The sequence below is a fragment of the Curtobacterium sp. NPDC088465 genome (assembly GCF_044753165.1).
Taxonomy (GTDB): domain Bacteria; phylum Actinomycetota; class Actinomycetes; order Actinomycetales; family Microbacteriaceae; genus Curtobacterium.
In genome coordinates, this window is the sequence record NZ_JBIVMR010000001.1 from 1,196,569 (window position 1) to 1,212,820 (window position 16,252).

The window sequence follows — 16,252 nt, forward strand, 5'->3', positions numbered from 1 at the left end:
CCGTGCCGTGGTGCTCGGTGCTCGGTGCTCGGTGCCCGGAACGGCGGGACTCCGGCGCGCCGGGTCGGTGCCGCTCCGCGAGTGGTGTCCGGCGCGGCCGATCCACGGGCCGGACCGCCGTCACGCCGTGGCGGTGATCCACAGGGTTGTCCACAGTCCTGTCCACGGTGGCCCGGCTGCGGACGGTGAGGTGACTCCCCCGTCGCTCCGCGGAACGGGCCGATCGATCACACCACTGTAAAGGGTCCGACCGAGTCGTACCGAACGCACGTTTTCCCCAATGTGGATGATGATCGTGCGCTCACCTCGGACGAGGGCGGCCGTCGTCGCCGTTTGACCTCACCGCCGCTGTCACGTACCGTTAACCAGTTGACTGCGGCCACCTGGTCGCGCCCATCGTGTCGTTCGGCCTCGTCGAGCGGCTGTCCAGACATACGTGTCGGCTCGCGCTGAGCCCGTCCTCGAGCGCAGCCGTGTGGAGATCATCATGAGCAAGCGCACCTTCCAGCCGAACAACCGTCGTCGCGCCAAGAAGCACGGCTTCCGCGCCCGCATGCGCACCCGTGCCGGCCGCGCCATCCTGGCCGCGCGCCGCGGCAAGGGCCGCACCGAGCTCAGCGCCTGATCGGGCTGCGCCCCTCGGGGCAGCGCCTGATCCGGTCCCGAATCGGAACCCGGTAGCGATCGTGTTGGCTCGCGCCAACCGCATCGTCCGCGGTGAGGACTACCGGTCCGTCGTGCGTCGTGGTCGCAGGAGCGCCACGGCGCACGTCGTCGTATCCGTGGTCCGTCGACCCGTCGGGGCCGAGCCCGGTCCGGACGACCCGACCCGCTTCGGGTTCATCGTCGCGAAGACGGTCGGCAACGCCGTCACCCGCAACACGGTGCGACGTCGGTTCAAGGCGATCGCCCACGATCTGCTGACCGAGGTGCCGACCGGCCACGACGTGGTCATCAGGGCCTTGCCAGCCGCGGCGCAGGCCGGATGGCCTAGCCTGCTCGGAGACGTCTCGCGCTCCTTCGCGCGCGGGGTGGAGAAGGCAGCATGAACCGCATCCAGTGGACCCGGCTGGCGTTGAACCGACTGGCCTGGGTCGTCGCGTTGCTCCCGCGCAACGTGTGCGTCGTCGTGCTGCGCGCCTACCGCGCGGTCATCTCTCCCCTGTACGGGAACGTCTGCCGCTACCACCCGTCGTGCTCACGGTACGCGCTCGAGGCCATCCAGCAGTACGGCGTCGTGCGCGGGTCGGCGATGGGGGCCTGGCGGATCGCGCGGTGCAACCCGTGGGCCGCAGGCGGGATCGACGACGTGCGGGACCGCCGCCGTCCCTACCGCCTGACCCGGTTCGGGTTCGTGCTCCCCCCGTCCCAGCTGCACCCCCAGCCGTCCGGCGATGCCCGTCGTCCGGTCCTGCTCCCCCAGCGCACTCGAAAGGCGTGACCGTCCTCATGGACTTCATCGGAACGATCCTCTGGCCACTGAAGTGGGTGGTCTCGGCGATCCTCGTGGCCTTCCACTGGATCTTCGAGTCGATCGGCATGGACCCGTCGGCCGGCATCACCTGGGTGCTGTCGATCATCTTCCTCACCTTCGTGGTGCGGGCCGCGCTCATCCCGATCTTCGTCCGGCAGATCAAGTCGCAGCGACGCATGCTCGAGGTGGCGCCGCAGCTGAAGAAGATCCAGGACAAGTACAAGGGCAAGAAGGACCAGTTCTCGCGTGAGGCCATGAGCCGCGAGACCATGGCCCTCTACAAGGAGACCGGGACGAACCCGCTGAGCTCCTGCCTGCCGCTGCTCATCCAGATGCCGATCTTCTTCTCGCTGTACTCGGTGCTGCACGAGGCGCAGATCAACAAGACCGGCATCGGTCTGCTCACGAACACCCTGGCGCAGGACTTCGGCAACGCGGCCCTGTTCGGCGCTCCCCTGCACGAGACCTTCACGAACGCCTCCGGGTGGGAGGTCCGGGTCATCGCGGGCTTCATGATCGTCGTGATGACCGCATCGCAGTTCGTCACCCAGCTGCAGCTCGTGGCGAAGAACATGTCGCCGGAGACCAAGGCGTCGCCGATGTACCGCCAGCAGAAGATGATGCTGTACATCCTCCCGCTGGTGTTCGTGATCTCGGGTCTGAGCTTCCCCCTCGGCGTCATGTTCTACTGGCTGGCCTCCAACATCTGGACGATGGCGCAGCAGTACTTCGTCATCCGCAGCATGCCGACCCCGGGTTCCGAGGCCGCACTCGCCCGTGAGGCCCGCCTGGCCAAGAAGGCCCAGCGTCGCGGCACCCCGGTGCTCGCCGAGGCCGGCGCTGGCTCCACCGCGGTCGAGGTCGAGCCCGTCCGCGTGACCACGCAGCGTCAGCAGCCCGTCGGCAAGAACCGCTCCAAGAAGAACGGGAAGAAGTAAGTGACCGAGCAGGACACCGCACCCACCGTCGACGCCGCGGCGGAGACCGAGACCGACGAGGTCCGCGACGAAGCGGACATCGCGGCGGACTACATCGAGGAACTCCTCGACATCTGCGACCTCGACGGGGACATCGAGATCGAGGAGCGTGGCGGACGGGTGTACCTGTCCGTGAGCGACGAGGGCGGCGCGCTGCGGGTGCTCTCGAAGCCGGACACGGTGTCGGCCCTGCAGGAGCTGACCCGCATCGCCGTGCAGGCCGAGACCGGCGAGTTCAGCCGCCTCATCCTGGACGTCGGTGGCTCGCGTGACGCCCGAGCGACGGAGCTCCAGCGTCTGGTCGACACCGCTGTCGAGCGCATCGAGAGCGGTTCGACGTCGGCGGCGCTCCCCCCGATGTCGTCCTACGAGCGCAAGCTCGTGCACGACCTGGTTGCCGAGAAGGGCTTCCACTCGGAGTCCGAGGGCGAGGGACGAGACCGCCACACGGTCGTCACGCGATGACCGACGAGGTCACGCCGGTCCTCGAGCGGGAGCCGGCTGCCGCTGCGCAGCTGTTCGGCGACCGCATCGAGGTCGCGCGGTCCTTCACGGCCGAGCTTGCTCGTCGCGGCGAGGAACTGGGCCTCATCGGCCCCCTCGAACTCCCCCGCCTGTGGACGCGACACATCCTCAACTCTGCCTTGCTCGCGCCGCTCCTGGAGGTCGAAGGTCGCGTCGCGGACGTCGGTTCCGGAGCAGGGCTGCCTGGCCTGGTGCTCGCGATCGCCCGTCCCGACGTCTCCTTCACGCTCATCGAACCGATGGAGCGTCGCTGCGACTGGCTGAACGCCGAATCCGAGCGACTCGGGCTGGGGAACGTCACCGTCCTCCGCGGGCGGGCCGAGGACGTCGCAGACTCGGTCGTCGTCGACCAGGTCACGGCTCGTGCGGTGAGTGCGCTGTCGAAGCTCATCCCGCTCACGGTCCCGCTGGTGCGGTCGGGCGGTCAGCTCATCCTGATGAAGGGTGCGCGGGTCGACGAAGAGATCGAGAAGGCTCGGAAGGTGATCCTCCGGAAGCGCCTGGCCGATGTCGAGGTGCTCGAGCTCGGAGACGGTGTGGTCGAGGAGACCACGCGAGTCTTCCGGGCTACAGTTGACTGACGCCGCGGCTGGGTCCGGCTGTGCTGGACCAGAGAGCCCGACGTTCCACGTGGAACACTGACCCGGGGAAGAGGTCTTCGTTGAGTTCATCGACCGACTACGACTCGTCGACGCCCCTGGCTCGCGAGATCGCTGACCTCAACCGGCGGCGGCGAGCGATCGCCACGCAGCAGTTCCCGCTCCCCGCGAAGACTCGCGTGTTCACCGTGTCGAACCAGAAGGGTGGCGTCGGGAAGACGACCACCACGGTGAACCTCGCGGCTGCCCTCGCGCACGGTGGTGCCCGTGTCCTGGTGATCGACCTCGATCCGCAGGGCAATGCTTCGACCGCGCTCGGGGTCGAGCACCAGGCCGAAGTGACCAGCGTCTACGACGTGATCGTGGACGAGGCGCCGATCGCCGATGCTGTTCAACGATCGCCAGAGTCCGAGACGCTCTGGTGTGTCCCGGCGACCATCCACCTGGCGGGCGCGGAGATCGAACTCGTCTCCCTCGTGGCGCGCGAGCAGCGGTTGCGCACGGCGCTCGACCAGTACCTGTCGTCGCTCGAGGAGCCGTACCACTACGTCTTCATCGACTGCCCGCCTTCGCTCGGCCTCCTGACGATCAACGCATTCGTCGCCGCGCAGGAGGTGCTGATCCCGATCCAGACCGAGTACTACGCGCTCGAGGGCCTCAGCCAACTCCTGCGGAACATCGAGCTGATCGAACGGCACCTCAACCCGAACCTCCGGGTGTCGACGATCCTGCTCACGATGTTCGACGGACGCACGAACCTGTCCAACCAGGTTGCAGCGGATGTCCGTGAGCACTTCGGCGAGCAGGTGCTGAAGGCCGTGATCCCCCGGTCGGTGCGCGTCAGCGAAGCACCGAGTTACGGACAGAGCGTCGTGTCGTACGACGTCAACTCGTCGGGCTCGCTCTCGTACCTCGAGGCAGCCGCCGAGATCGCAGCACGAGGAGCGCAGGACTGATGGCACCCAAGCGAACTGGACTCGGACGAGGCATCGGCGCCCTGATCCCGACGGCGTCGGACCAGCAGGACCGGCCCGTCGACGTGTTCTTCCCGACGGGCGGCTCCCCGGCCTCGGCACCCTCCGCCGGTGCGACCGCTGAGGACCTCGTCGCCGTTCCCGGCGCACGTCTGGCGAACCTCAATCCGCTCGACGTCGTGCCGAACGGACAGCAGCCGCGCAAGGAGTTCCGCGAGGAGGAGCTCCAGGAGCTCGTCCACTCGATCCGCGAGATCGGTGTGCTCCAGCCCATCGTCGTCCGTCCGATCGCCGGCGCATCAGGCACCGAGGCGCAGTACGAGCTCATCATGGGTGAGCGTCGTCTGCGTGCCACGAAGGAGCTCGGGCTCGCGACCATCCCCGCGATCGTCAAGGACACCCCTGATGACGCGATGCTTCGGGACGCGCTGCTCGAGAACCTGCATCGTGCACAGCTCAATCCGTTGGAAGAGGCGTCGGCGTACCAGCAGCTGCTCGCGGACTTCGGGATCACGCAGGAGCAGCTCGCGCAGCGCATCGGCCGGTCGCGTCCGCAGATCACGAACACGATCCGTCTGCTCCGGTTGCCCTCCCCCGTCCAGCGCCGCGTCGCTGCCGGTGTGCTGTCCGCGGGACACGCACGTGCCGTCCTCGCGGCACCGGACGCCGAGGCGATGGAGTACCTCGCCGAGAAGATCGTCAACGAGGACCTCTCCGTCCGGGCCGCAGAGGCGATCGCGCAGCAGTTGTCGGCCAAGACGCCGGTGAAGCCGAAGGCGGAGCCGACGAAGCGACAGGCGCACTTCAACGACCTCGCCGAGCGCATCGGTGATCGGTTGAACACACGCGTGAAGATCGCGGTTGGTGCTCGCAAGAGCTCGGTGACGATCGACTTCGCGAACGGCGATGATCTCAACCGCATCCTCGGCGAGCTGGGCATCAGCGACATCGCTGGCTAGACGCGCTCGGAGGCCGTCGTTGGTGCAGGGACGGCGCCCTGTGGCCGTGTGCGGAGCGTACTGTGCGTCCCCGTCATCCAGTCCCCGGTCGGACCTGTTCGGCCGCCTGCGGGGCGTACGGCGGCGTTGACGAGGCGCCGAGGGCGACAGCTGCGCTCGCGCGTACGCCAAGGCCGTTGAGGCAGTGTTCCACGTGAAACGTCTGAATCCGGTTGTTCGGGTCAGCCGTCTCGTCTCGCGAGGCTGCTCGGGCGCTCGCGGCCCGCACATCTCGACGATGTGGCGATGTGCGTGCCTGCCGGTGGTCCCTGCGAGCTGGAGAAGGCTGCGTACGCCACCGAGTTCTTCCGGTGCTACCGATCGGAGCCTGTGCCGGCGTACGGCTCGCGGAGTGCAGCTGGGGTGAGCCTGCGGCAGTACGCGGATCGCATGGCCGCTACGCGATGACGGGCCACCGGACGTGCTGGCACCATCACTGCTCCATGGTCTCTCTCCCTCTTGTCCTCCGAGTGCGTCGGTCGTCGACCTCGACCTCGACCACGATCCTCGTGTTCGCGGTACCGGCAGTGCGCCCGTCAAACGAGCGGTCGTGCGCGACAGAAACGGCTTGGTGCTCGGCCTCCCTGGCAACGGCGACGGCGACGGCGCAACGATGCTTGTGACGGCGTTCGATCAGAACAACCCGGGACGGGTGCGGCGCCGGACCTCGGGCGGACGACGGCCGCGTGGCTTGGTGCTGAGACCCGACCTCACACCGTAAGCGGGCAGCGCATCGTTCGTCCTCACGCTGGCGGCACGAGCGAGCGGGCGCTGGGGACTTCGAACTGAGTAGGTCGGCCCAACCCGGATGTGCGGAAGGTGTGACACCGAGCGGTCCGTCTGCGGCTACGGGCGGCACGGCTCCCTGGCCGTCGGCAGTACCGTCGGGCGCCGCGGACGGACGGCGGTGGTGCGACGACCTCGACGGCGCCAGGTGATGCCTACCTCGCCGCCTGGTGACGGTAGCGGGACGTCCGGGATGAGGATGCAGATGCCCGCACCATCCACGGGAGGCGACCTGCGAAGGGTGTCGTGCGGATGGCCCGCATCCCGTGGCTGCGCTGCATCAGGGTCGGAAGGGTCTCGCTCTACTCGAACTCGTCCGCACTGGTCGTTCTGCAGCGCCGCCCTCCCCCGCTCGGCCCGCGACGCGCGCGAAGTGAACCGGGCCGCGGGATACGGTCTCTGGGCTGGCGGGGGTTCATCGAGGAGGACGAGGATCGCTGCGACCGACGGCATCGGCTCAGGTGAGGCTCGAGCCGAGCCGTTCGGCGGTGCGAGCGCGAACCCGATGCATCCTGCGACGCCCGTAGGCCACCGTCGGGGTCGACCAGGACCGGAGCGATGTGCGGCACCTGTGCGCCGGATGCACCAATTCACGACCGGCTTGCCCGTGGTGCACGAGGCGCCCTGAGTCCGCTCCTGCACCAATGCGAGGCTCGGGGCTGCACGAAGGGTCGAGGTTGGAGAATCGGCGGCGCGGTGCACCTCGACGACGACCGTCGTGCGAGAGCTGTCCGCACCCGGTCAGCAGCCGAGGGACTGATCGGCGCAATCTCCGCTTGGGAACCGGCGATGCAGTACCTCTACCGCGCTGGCGAGCATGATCGGCCTCCGCGCCCCTCTCCCGATGGAGATGACGAACGCACGCCGGCTCTGTTCACCGCGTCCGGATCACGTGGTTCAGCGCCCTCCCCGGAGACGTCCTCGTCAACCGTCCCACGACGGGCGACAGTGCATCCGGGGACCACTCGTCGGAGTGTTTCACGTGGAACGGCGCGTCCGGAGGAGCTTCCAGATACCGACGGCGGCGAAGACCGGCTTGGCCCAGAGCATCTCTCCGACGCGATAGTCCAGCGCTGGGGCCAGTTTCGACGCCAGGTGCGGGTCCTGGCGGCGGAGGTACGCTCGCCCCTTCGCGGCGTGGAGTCCGTTCGAGCAGATGACGACGCGGTCGGCGGCGGCGATCATCGGCCTCGCGTTCGCGATGTTCTCCCATGTGGAGACGCTGTCGCGATCCTTCCTGATCGCACCGGTCCATTCGAGCCTGCGCACCGCATCCTCGAGTAGATCAGCCTCAGGGAACGCACCGCGCACCGCTCCGCCGCAGCACACGACGGTGGCAGTGTCACCCGCCGCTTCGTACCGCCGCGCCGTGCGCACCGCGATACGGGCGCGCCACCGGTTCACCGCGTTCGGTTCGGGGCCTGCATTCGCGAAACCGAGGACGACGATGGCCGTCACCGCTCCGGTACCCGCGGTCCTCCCTGCGCTGCGAGTCGGAATCGTGCCGAGCGCGCGCCGCGCGGTCACCGATGCCACAGCATGAGCAACCTCGCCGACGATCGCGGCAGCGCCCAACGGGACGGCCACAACGAGAAGGGGCAGTGTTCCACGTGGAACACTGCCCCTGCGTCGTACTGACATGGTCAGCTGCGGTGGTCCCGGATGGCCTGTTCCGCGAGCTCCGCGTAGGTCCAACCGAGGTCGAAGCCGGAGGCACTCAGAGCCTGCGGAACGAGGGAGGTCTCGGTCAGACCCGGGAGGACGTTGGCTTCGAGGAACCACGGCGTCCCTGCCGCATCGATGATCAGGTCGACGCGCGAGATGTGGCGGAGACCGAGCGCCGTGTGCGCTGACACGGCTGCGTCTGCGGCGGCGGAGGCGAAGTCGCCCGACAGTCGGGCGGGCGTGAAGAAGGTCGTCTCCCCCGCGTTGTAGCGCGCCTCGAACCCGTACGTCCCGCTCTTCGGGACGATCTCGACCGCCGAGAGCGCCACCGGGCCGTCACCCGTGTCGATGATCCCGACGGCGACCTCGGTGCCGCGGATGAGCTGTTCCACCACGACGTCGTCGCAGTAGGTGTACGCGCTGACCATCGCACGCGGGAGATCGTGTGCGTCCTCGACGAGCGTGACCCCCTGTGCGCTCCCGCCTCGTGCCGGCTTCACGGCGAGCGGCACCGGGTGTTCCGCGGCGATGGCGTCGAGGACGCCCACGGCACCGAGCTCGCGGAAGACGTCGTGCGACAACGTGACCGACCGAGGGGTCCGCACACCGGCCCGCGCGACGAGCGCGGACGAGGTGGGCTTGTCCCATGCCAGCCGGGCTGACGTGGAACGGGAGCCGACGAACGGGATGTCCAGAGCCTCCAGGATGCCCCGCAGCGCGCCGTCCTCGCCGGACGCGCCGTGCAGGGCCGGCCAGACGACGTCCGGGCGTGACTCGCGCAGCGCGGGCAGGAGCGACGCGTCGGCATCGCGCAGGTCGACCGTCCAGCCGTAGCCGGTCAGTGAGTCGGCGACGCGTCGCCCTGACCGCAGGGAGACGTCTCGTTCGTGCGAGATCCCTCCCGCGACGACGACGACGTGACGACGGGTGAGCTCGGCCATGCGAGGGTCCTCCGGGAAGAGCGAACGATGGAAGTGCTGATCAGGACACGTTCGGCGGCGGCGCGACGACGGTGGAGCGCGACTCGGACACCGCGCTCGGACGGGTTGTGTGTCCGAAGGTCTCGAGGAGCTCGAGCTCGTCGTTGATGACGGTGGCCAGGCGCTTGACGCCGACCCGGATCTGATCGGGGGTCGGGTAGCAGAAGGACAGGCGGATGTTGCCGCCGCCACGGCCGTCGGCGTAGAAGGCGGTCCCCGGTGTGTACGCGACGAGTTCCTTCACGGCACGGGGCAGCATGCCCTTCGAGTCGAGGGCGTCGGGCAGCGTCAGCCAGACGAAGAACCCACCGTTCGGCTTCGTCCAGGTGAGGTCCGGCAGGAACTCCCCCAGGGCGGCCATCATCGCGTCCCTGCGCTCCGCGTAGAGGCCCCGGAAGGTGTCGACCTGCCCCTTCCAGTCTGCGGCGTCCAGGTAGGCGTTGACGACGTACTGACCGAAGGAGTTCGGCGCGAGGACGGCCGACTCGTTGGCGAGCACGAGCTTCTCGCGGATGGCGTGCGGGGCGAGGGCCCAACCGACACGGAAGCCGGGAGCCAGGGTCTTCGAGAAGGACCCGAGGTACACGACGCCCTCGTCGTCGATCGACCGGATCGCCTGCGGAGCGGGCTCGTCGAACCAGAGCAGTCCGTACGGGTTGTCCTCGAGCACGAGGATGCCGTTCGAGCGGCAGATGTCGAGGACCTCGATGCGGCGCTCACGGCTCATCGTGACACCCGCCGGGTTGTGGAAGTTCGGGATCGTGTAGAGGAACTTGATCCGCTTGCCCTGCGTGCGCAGGTTCGCGATCGCCTCGCGCAGCGCTTCGGGGACCAGGCCGTGCTCGTCGGTGGTCACGTGGACGGTCTCCGCCTGGTACGAGCGGAAGACCCCGATGGCGCCGACGTACGACGGCGACTCGGCGAGCACGACGTCGCCCGGATCGATGAAGAGCCGCGTGACGAGGTCGAGCGCGTGCTGCGAGCCGGTGGTGACCACGACGTCCTCGGCGCTGGCACGGATGCCCTCGAGGCTCATCACGTCGACGATGTGCTCACGGAGGGAGCGCAGGCCCTGCCCACCGCCGTACTGCAGCGCCATCGCGGCGTCCTCGGTCATCACGCGGTCGATGGACCCCGTGACGAGCTCCCGCGGGAGCGCCGAGACGTACGGCATGCCGCCGGCGAGCGAGACCACCTCGGGCCGCGATGCCACGGCGAACAGGGCTCGGACCTCGGAGGCGCTCAGCCCGGCGGTGCGCTGGGCGTAGGAGTCGTACCAGGGGTCGAGGCTGTTGCCGTTCGTCATCGTGTGCTCCGTTCAGTGGGACATTCCCGCCACACTACGACATGCGTTGCCGGATCCGCGGTGGGAGGCGGGGGCCGATCCTGAAGCTGTGGCCCTCGCACGCGCAGCCGGCATCCGGGAACGGCGACGGCCCCGCCCTCCGAGGAGAGCGGGGCCGTTCGCGGTCTGTCGGTCGGACTACGCCAGGAACTCGGCGAGGTCGGCCTCGAGCGCCGGCTTCGGCTTGGCGCCGATGACGGTCTTGACGACCTCGCCGCCCTTGAACACCTTCATCGCCGGGATCGACGTGATCTGGTAGTTCATGGCCGACTGCGGGTTGTCGTCGACGTTGAGCTTGACGATCTCGATCTTGTCGGCGTGTTCCGCGGCGATCTGGTCGAGGATCGGGGACACGGCGCGACACGGGCCGCACCACTCGGCCCAGAAGTCGACGAGGATGGTCTTGTCGGACTTGAGGACCTCGTCCGAGAAGGTGGCGTCGGTGACGGCCTTTGCGTTGGACATGTGTGCTCCTTCGAGAAGTTCAGTTGGTGCAACGGCTGGGCCGCTGCGGTATTCCGGTCTGGGTCAGGCCCGTGCGGCCTCGACGTCGATGATCGCCGGCCCCGCGGGCGTGACGCCCTCGGCCTGGTCGACCAGCGCGTCGTCGAGTTCGGCGAGGTACTTCTCCGCGTCGAGGGCGGCGACGGTACCGGAACCGGCTGCCGTGATCGCCTGACGGTAGGTCGGGTCGATGACGTCACCCGCGGCGAAGACCCCGGGCAGGTTGGTCTTCGACGAACGACCCTGGACCGCGATCGTGCCCTCGGGAGCGAGGTCGATCTGCCCGTGGATGAGGTGCGTCCGCGGGTCGTTGCCGATCGCGATGAACAGGCCGTCGAGCTGGAGCGAGGACTCCTCCCCGGTGACGGTGTCGCGGAGGGTGACGCCCTCGACCGAGGAGTCACCCGTGATCCCGGTGACCTCCTTGTTCCACGCGAACTCGATCTTCGGGTCGTTCATCGCACGGTCCTGCATGATCTTCGACGCGCGCAGGCTGTCCTTGCGGTGGATGACCGTCACCTTGTCGGCGAACCGGGTGAGGAACGTGGCTTCTTCCATCGCGGAGTCGCCGCCGCCGACGACGGCGATGTTCTTCTGCCGGAAGAAGAACCCGTCGCACGTGGCGCACCAGCTGACGCCGTGGCCGGACAGACGCTCTTCGTCGGCGAGACCGAGGTGGCGGTACGCCGATCCGGTCGCGTAGATGACCGCGAGGGCCTCGTACGTCTCTCCGGACCCGACGGTGACCTTCTTGACCTCACCGGTCAGGTCGACCGAGACCGCGTCGTCGTACAGGACCTCGGCGCCGAACTTCTCGGCCTGTTCCTGCATCTTGATCATGAGGTCCGGGCCCTGGATCCCCTCGGGGAAGCCCGGGAAGTTCTCGACCTCGGTGGTCTTGGTGAGCTCGCCGCCGGTCTCGACGCTGGACGCGACGATCAGGGGCTTGAGCTCCGCGCGCGCGGCGTAGATGCCGGCGGTGAACCCGGCGGGACCGGAACCGATGATGATGAGCTGGCGCATGCCTCGCTGCCCTTCCGTTGAGTGCTGACCGGGTGAACACATGGTAGCGGCGGGACATTCCGGCCCACCGGTGAGCGGACAGCCGGTGAGCGAACAGCCGATGATCGGACAGCCGGTGTGCGGACAGCCGGTGTGCGGACGATCGGCGGTCAGCGTCCGAGCCGCTTGCGGAGCAGCGCGACCGCGTTCGCGATCTCGCCGTTCTTCGACACGACCAGGGCGCCGAAGTACACGAGCGCCATGACGGCTCCGGTCAGCGCGATGGTGACGAGCGCGCCCGTCCGGTCGGACATGGCGAAGCCGTCGGGCGAGAAGGTCCCGAGGGCGGTGACGACGGCCGCCCCGGCGACGCCGGCGATGAGTGCCGCGATGACGAACTGCACGTGGGAGCGGGTGACCACGGGGCCCTCGATGCCGTTCAGGCGACGACGGACGAGCACGAGCGCGATGATCGTCTGCGCCGTGCCGGCGAGCGTCGTGCACGCCGCGATGGAGACGCCGACGATGCTCTGCGGGAACGTCGCGACGGCCAGGGCTCCGATGACGAACAGCACCGACTGTACGCACTGCATGAGGAACGGCGTGCGGTGGTCGTGCATCGCCCAGAAGACGCGCTGGATGATGAACAGCATGCTGAACAGCACCAGGCCGGGCATGTAGGCGAGGAGCACCGCGCCGATGGAGAGCGCCTGCTCGAAGGTGCCGGCGAACATGCGACCGAACGGCACGGAGACGACGATCAGCGCCACCGACGCGAACACCGTGAACAGTCCGACGATCCGCAGGGACAGCGACAGGTTGCGCCGGACGGCGTCGAGGTCGCCGCGGCCGGCGTCGTGGCTCATCCGCGTGAAGTACGCCGTCGCGATCGACACCGCGAAGATCGAGTGCGGCAGCATGAACAGCAGCCACGCGTTCTGCAGCACCGCGTTGCCTGCGGCGCCCGTACCGAGCGACGCGACGCGCGACTGCACGATGCCCGCCAGCTGCGTCACGAGGATCATCGCGAACAGCCAGCCGGCCGCCGTGCCCGTCGCCTTCAGGCCCACACCGCGCCAGCGGAAGTCCGGGCGGAACGACAGGCCGGCGCGCCGCCAGAAGAACGGCAGGAACGCGGCCTGCGCGAAGACGCCGAGCGAGGCACTCCCCGCGAGCACCGCGATCTTCAGCGGTGTCCAGCCGTCGACCGAGGAGTTGACGTCCTGACCGCCGAACATCGCGATGAAGACGACGAGACCGGCGATGGCGATGACGTTGTTGATGAGCGGTGCCCACGTGAAGGGGCCGAAGACCTGCTTGGCGTTGAGGACCTCACCGAGGAGCGAGTACAGCGCGTAGAAGAGGATCTGCGGAAGGCACCAGAAGGCGAACGCCACGGCCAGGTCGGTCTGTGCCGGCGTGAAGCCCTTGCCGTCCCCGGTCGCCTGCTGGCTGTAGACGAACACGAGGAACGGTGCGAGGACCGTCGCGACGATGGTGATCACCACGAACACCGTCGCGCCGAGCGTGACGATCTTGTTGACGTAGGCCGTACCGCCGTCGCTGCTCTCCCGCATCGACCGGACGATCTGCGGGATGAGCACCGCGGAGAGCAGACCACCGGCGATGAGCGCGTAGATGTTGTTCGGCAGCTGGTTCGCGAGCGCGAACGCGTCGGCGCCGGGAGACTTCGCCTGACCGATCGCGTAGGCGAGCACGAACGTCTTGCCGAAGCCGAGGACCCGCGAGAGCATCGTGCCCGCCGCGAGCATCGCGCTCGCCCGACCGAGGTTCCGTTCGGCCGCGGGCTCCGCGTCGACGGCGGGTTGCTGCTGCGTGCTGATGGTCGGCTCCTCGGGATCTGGCGGGGTGTCGTCCTGGTCCGGACGGCCGGCCTGGAGGCGCGGCTCGCCGCCGTCGCGCACCGTCGCGTCCGCAGGGCGCGCACCGGCCTGCTGCGGTGCGACGCGCGCGGGACCGGACGCGGCAGTGGTGCCGACCACGGCGGCGGCGGGCGCCGCCTGTGCGACGTGGGACGGGCCTCCCGATCGGGCAGGGGCGCCGGGGGCATCGGGCTGGACCGCGAGCGGACGGTTCGGGTCGTCGTCGTCCTCGTCGTCGAGCTCGCCGTTGCGGCGGCGGATGCGCTTCCGGATGCTGCGGAAGATCCCGAAGCCGAAGATCGCGACGAGGCCGATCGCGGCCACCGCGGTGATCACGGTCTCCCACTGCGCCTGCACGTTGAGCTCGACCGTGGTGGGCTGCGACACGGTGACCCCGGTCGGCGTGGTCAGGGACATCGTCAGGTTGACCGTGCCGTTCGCGACCGACCGGACCGGGATGGTCGTGCGGGCGGAGGACTGCGGCTGGAGCTTCACCTCGATGTCGTTCCGCACGACCTGCAGCGCCGAGCTCGACGGCTGGACGTTGAGGCGCACGGTGACCGGGTAGTCCGTCCGGTTGCGGACCGACACGGGCAGCGACGATCGGTCCCCGAGCAGCGTCAGCGAGCTGGAGTCGGGGATGCTCACCTGGTCGGTGGTCTGCGTCCAGGACCGGGCCTGCCGGTCGACGGCGGTGGTGAGGGCGTCGGGTTCGTCCCGCCAGGCGTTCGACGCCAGGGCGAGCAGCTGGAGCCGCGCAGGGGCGGTGACGGTCGCGGGGTCGTCGACGGCCGATGCGAAGGCGACGAGCTCGCGCTCGCTGTCCACCAGGGTCCGCAGGCGGTCGAGGCGGGCGTCGCCGTCGTCGGCCGGCGCCAGGGTGAGCGAGCCGGCGGTCGCCTTCGCCGCGGTCGACAGGTCCGAGGGCGACACCCACGGGGTGTCCTCGAGCGCGTCGAGCACGGCGCTCAGCCGACCGGTCTCGGTCGGCCAGCTACGGCCGAGGGTCAGGAGCACGGGGCTCTGCGCGGTACCGGCACGCGCCGCCGTCGCCAGGGTCGCGGTGAGCTCCGCCACGGCCGCGTCGTAGGCGCGCTGGTCGGTGGCGTCGGCGGCGTCCCGCAGCAGGGCAGACATGCCCTGGTCGGCGACGAGGACCTTCTGGTCGCCGATGCGCTCGGCGGCGGAGACGGTGGTGTCCGGGCCGGCGGAGGTGTTGCCGCTCGCGATGATCGTCGTCTCGGTGCCGGCCTTCGCGAGTGCGGGCAGGTCGTCGGTGGCCACGGTGTTCTCGACCGGCCACGCGACGTCGTCGAGTGCGTACGGGAAGTCCAGCAGGCTGGCGGTGGTCGGCAGCGTCGTGGTCGTGCCGTCGGTGTCGTCCTGCCCCGAGCCGTCCTGACCTGCGCCGTCCTGGGTGCCGGCGGTCACGTCGTCCGAGGGGGTCGGTGTCGCGTCCGGGGTCTCGTCGACGGGGGCACCCGCGCTGGCCGAGGCCGTCGGCGTCCCGGTGGCCGTCGGGGTCGGGGTCGGCGTGCTGGCACCGGGGAAGTTCTGCTCCTTGACCGCCTGGTCGAGCGAGATCACGCCCGGGATCCCGTCCGCGCCGGCCTGGCGCAGCCCGGTGACGTCGGCGTCGGCGTACGACAGCGCGAAGGTCTCGTTCCGGAGCCCCTCGAGCCGGTCGAGCCAGTTGCGCGCACTCGACGGGGCGTTCTCGCCGAGCAGCCGGATCGAGGCGATGATCCTCGGGTCGACACCGACGGCCACGTTGTGGTCCACGGCGGCGTCGAGCTGCTGGGTGAGGGTGCCGTCCACCGCGGTCGCCGCCGCGAGGTCGTTGGCACCGATCACGCCGTCGGCCGTGCTCGGCAGGGTGATCGGCATCGCGACCGAGACACCGACCGGGGTCTGCTGGAAGTCCGGGTACCAGGTGATCGCGGACCGGGCGACGGCGAAGGTGTCGCCCGCGGTGTACTCGGCCGCGATGCGTCGGGCGCCGAAGGACGAGTAGCCGCCGAGTGCGACGTTGCCCGGCACGATGGTCACCGTCTGGGTCACCGAGCGGTGCGCCGGGACGACCGGGACGTCCGCCGAGTCCATCGGGGCGCCGAGGTAACCGGTCGTGGTGGTGTCGGAGAGCCAGTCGGAGAGGACGTCGCGCGTGCTCTCGGAGCGGAAGATGTCGAGCTCGACCGACCCGGCGGGGACGTCCGTGTCCGTGTCGTTGGTCACCGTGACCGTGACCTGGAGGTCCTCGTCCCGTCGGACGATCCCGCGGTCGGCCGGGGCGATCGACACGGTGGTCTTCCCCTGGTCGGCGGCGGCCGGAGCCGCGGTGCGCGTCGTGGTGCGGTCGACGGAGGCGGCGTGCGCCGGGTCCGGACCTGCGGGCGTGGCGACGAGGCCGACGGCGACGAGGGCCGTGGCAGCGGCGGCGAGCGTGGAGCGGAGGATGTGCATACAGGAGGGCCCGAGGGTCGGTTCCGGCCGAGCACGAGTGTACGAGGGGCGGACGGGGACGATCCCGTGCACGCGGG

14 protein-coding genes are annotated in these 16,252 nt (G+C 69.4%); 8 read left to right on the plus strand and 6 right to left on the minus strand.

Going from position 1 to position 16,252, the window contains the following annotated elements; translation table 11 throughout:
* Positions 1–487 precede the first annotated feature (487 nt).
* From rpmH to ACIP6W_RS05620, 8 genes are all read left to right on the plus strand, one after another.
* Positions 488–625, plus strand: a complete 138-nt coding sequence (rpmH, locus tag ACIP6W_RS05585) for a 50S ribosomal protein L34 (protein WP_043595303.1) — start codon at positions 488–490, stop codon at positions 623–625.
* A gap of 61 nt (positions 626–686) precedes the next feature.
* Complete coding sequence (gene rnpA / locus ACIP6W_RS05590; RefSeq protein ID WP_066657545.1) at positions 687–1,049, plus strand: ribonuclease P protein component; 363 nt, start codon at positions 687–689, stop codon at positions 1,047–1,049.
* Entirely contained in the window at positions 1,046–1,441 is a 396-nt protein-coding gene (gene yidD, locus ACIP6W_RS05595; protein WP_081985178.1) for a membrane protein insertion efficiency factor YidD, read from the plus strand. Before rnpA ends, yidD begins: the two co-directional genes overlap by 4 nt.
* 8 nt (positions 1,442–1,449) lie before the next feature.
* Complete coding sequence (gene yidC, locus ACIP6W_RS05600; protein ID WP_066658860.1) at positions 1,450–2,412, plus strand: membrane protein insertase YidC; 963 nt, start codon at positions 1,450–1,452, stop codon at positions 2,410–2,412.
* Positions 2,413–2,916: a R3H domain-containing nucleic acid-binding protein gene (locus tag ACIP6W_RS05605; protein ID WP_251154396.1), complete on the plus strand. Its 504-nt coding sequence runs from the start codon at positions 2,413–2,415 to the stop codon at positions 2,914–2,916.
* Positions 2,913–3,557 (plus strand): 16S rRNA (guanine(527)-N(7))-methyltransferase RsmG, encoded by a 645-nt coding sequence (rsmG, locus tag ACIP6W_RS05610; protein ID WP_400428617.1) that lies wholly within the window; start codon positions 2,913–2,915, stop codon positions 3,555–3,557. The genes ACIP6W_RS05605 and rsmG overlap by 4 nt, the downstream gene beginning before the upstream one ends.
* An 80-nt stretch (positions 3,558–3,637) precedes the next feature.
* Positions 3,638–4,531, plus strand: coding sequence for a ParA family protein (locus ACIP6W_RS05615; protein ID WP_066657539.1), 894 nt, complete (start codon positions 3,638–3,640; stop codon positions 4,529–4,531).
* Complete coding sequence (locus ACIP6W_RS05620) at positions 4,531–5,508, plus strand: ParB/RepB/Spo0J family partition protein (RefSeq protein ID WP_251154398.1); 978 nt, start codon at positions 4,531–4,533, stop codon at positions 5,506–5,508. Before ACIP6W_RS05615 ends, ACIP6W_RS05620 begins: the two co-directional genes overlap by 1 nt.
* Before the next feature lie 1,803 nt (positions 5,509–7,311).
* On the opposite strand, the gene ACIP6W_RS05625 is transcribed toward ACIP6W_RS05620, so the two are convergent.
* The 6 genes from ACIP6W_RS05625 to ACIP6W_RS05650 form a co-directional block, all read right to left on the minus strand.
* Entirely contained in the window at positions 7,312–7,869 is a 558-nt protein-coding gene (locus ACIP6W_RS05625) for a YdcF family protein (protein ID WP_400428619.1), read from the minus strand.
* A 107-nt stretch (positions 7,870–7,976) separates the two neighbouring features.
* Positions 7,977–8,939 (minus strand): D-alanine--D-alanine ligase, encoded by a 963-nt coding sequence (locus ACIP6W_RS05630; RefSeq protein ID WP_066657533.1) that lies wholly within the window; start codon positions 8,937–8,939, stop codon positions 7,977–7,979.
* Between the two features lie 40 nt (positions 8,940–8,979).
* Positions 8,980–10,284 (minus strand): PLP-dependent aminotransferase family protein, encoded by a 1,305-nt coding sequence (locus ACIP6W_RS05635; protein ID WP_209684773.1) that lies wholly within the window; start codon positions 10,282–10,284, stop codon positions 8,980–8,982.
* A gap of 177 nt (positions 10,285–10,461) precedes the next feature.
* Positions 10,462–10,788 (minus strand): thioredoxin, encoded by a 327-nt coding sequence (gene trxA / locus ACIP6W_RS05640; RefSeq protein WP_022832611.1) that lies wholly within the window; start codon positions 10,786–10,788, stop codon positions 10,462–10,464.
* A 63-nt stretch (positions 10,789–10,851) separates the two neighbouring features.
* On the minus strand, positions 10,852–11,850 hold the full coding sequence (gene trxB / locus ACIP6W_RS05645; protein WP_066657530.1) for a thioredoxin-disulfide reductase: 999 nt from the start codon (positions 11,848–11,850) through the stop codon (positions 10,852–10,854).
* A 149-nt stretch (positions 11,851–11,999) separates the two neighbouring features.
* Positions 12,000–16,175 (minus strand): DUF6049 family protein, encoded by a 4,176-nt coding sequence (locus ACIP6W_RS05650; protein WP_400428621.1) that lies wholly within the window; start codon positions 16,173–16,175, stop codon positions 12,000–12,002.
* Positions 16,176–16,252: the final 77 nt, after the last annotated feature.